We start from the raw sequence: 1880 nt of genomic DNA on the forward strand, positions 1-1880 counted from the left end.
TCTAATTTTTAAACTCGTTATCCCTAGATAATGAGTTTAAAAATTAGAAGCGCACGCAAAAAAAAATCCTACCAAAGCAGGACTTTCTTTTTATTTTAGAATAAATTTTATTCGGAATCAGTTGAATTTTTAGGACTTCCTCCGCTTACGAGTTGAAACTCATTAATAACAACTTCTGTTGTAAATCTTTTGTTTCCGTCTTTATCATCATAAGAAGAGGTACTTAATTTTCCCTCAATAGCAATTTCACTTCCTTTGATTAAAAGTTTTTCAACTAATTCAGCCGTTTTCCCCCAAGCAATTAAATTGAACCAAGAAGTATTAACAACTCTTTCGCCCTCGTTATTTTTATAAACTTCATTAACAGCAATAGAAAATTTTGCTATTTTTTTTCCACTTTCTAAATTTGTGATTTCAGGATTATTACCAAGATTACCCCATAACTGTACATTGTTTTTTAAGCTCATAATATTTATTTTTTATTGATTATTGAGAAATATTCCCTTTTTTACTTAAGTAAAGATAAACTATTTATATGATATATACTAATTATTTATATAGTATTTTGTAATTTTTTTCATGTTTTTTTAACTGTATAAAAAAGAAACTGCCTTATTTGATGCTTTAAAAGCATTGTCTAAAATTTCAATTTTATTCGAATCTTCTTTAGTATGTTTTAACCATCCTTTTAAATATACCAATGAATTTATAAATTCTTCTTTAAAATTATAATCAAAATAAACTAACATTGCGCCCATTTCAGCAACCAATTCTTCAAAAGCATATTTTTCCTTAGTTTCTGCAATCATAGAACTGGAAAAACGATTTAAACGGTTTTCGTGACCAGTCCAATGAATCAGCTCGTGAAATAAAGTACTATAATATTTTGTTTCGTTCTTAAACCATTCTATTAATGGCATTGTAACAACATCTTTTAATGGAGAATAACTTGCTGTATTTTTTTTATCGTGTATTAATTTTAAACCTTTAGAATCTTTTAATTTTAATATAAAAGCTTCTGCATCTTCTGAAAGATTTATTTCGGTTAAATCATTTAAATCTTCATCATTATTTGGTATTTCAATGTCTATTTCATTTATATTAGAAATAAACTCAGCATTAAAAACTCTAAAATATTTTACAAAAGAACTTAAATTATATTCGTTTTGTTTTTCTCCAGTTAGCATTTTATAAGCTTCTAAACTTATTTTTTCACCTGTAATTTTATGTTTAATTACATAACTAAAATACTGAATTACCCGACCTTTAGCCCCTTTTTTTAATAAACCACCTGCTTTACTTATCTGATTAAATGTTGCATAATAAGGACTTTCAAAACCTCCAATCATCATATCTAACATTAACGTAAAACGATTAAAACGATTGTAAGGAAGTTTAGTAAATAAATTTTTTGGTGTAAAATCAATTTGATGTTTTAAATAATGCTCCCAGTTTTTCTGTTCAACTTTTTCCAGTCCATCGATAATCATTTCAAGAAATGGGTTATTTTTGGTTTCCTCATTTTTATTTAAAAATCTTTTCTTACCAGTGTTTTTTTTAATTGCCGTATTCATAATTATATTATTTATAGTAATTAATTAAATAGTATTTTAGATTAAGAAAAGAGAATCATTTCCCTTTTTTACTTACGTAAAGATAGTTTATTCATATCATATATACAAATTAATTAAATAGTATTTTGTAATTAAATGCAAAGTTTTTTAGATGGAGCAGGAGCAGAACCACAATAAATAAGAAATTGATTTTTTTTGAAAATAGTTAGGCAAAAATTAGGTTATAAACTCAATTATATCATTTGCAAGATTTAGATTTTGAAGCCTTTAAAATAGGTGTAATCGGTATTTTTTATTTTCAAAAAA

Annotated in this window: 2 protein-coding genes; both read right to left on the reverse strand. The window is 25.2% G+C overall.

All coding sequences use genetic code 11. The features are described from left to right. Positions 1–107 precede the first annotated feature (107 nt). Entirely contained in the window at positions 108–470 is a 363-nt protein-coding gene (locus H599_RS0117705) for a single-stranded DNA-binding protein (RefSeq protein ID WP_026715338.1), read from the reverse strand. Positions 471–587: 117 nt separating this feature from the next. Further along, on the reverse strand, positions 588–1574 hold the full coding sequence (locus H599_RS0117710; protein WP_026715339.1) for a zincin-like metallopeptidase domain-containing protein: 987 nt from the start codon (positions 1572–1574) through the stop codon (positions 588–590). Positions 1575–1880 lie beyond the last annotated feature (306 nt).

Origin of the sequence: Flavobacterium daejeonense DSM 17708, from assembly GCF_000425425.1 — a bacterium.
GTDB classification, from domain to species: domain Bacteria; phylum Bacteroidota; class Bacteroidia; order Flavobacteriales; family Flavobacteriaceae; genus Flavobacterium; species Flavobacterium daejeonense.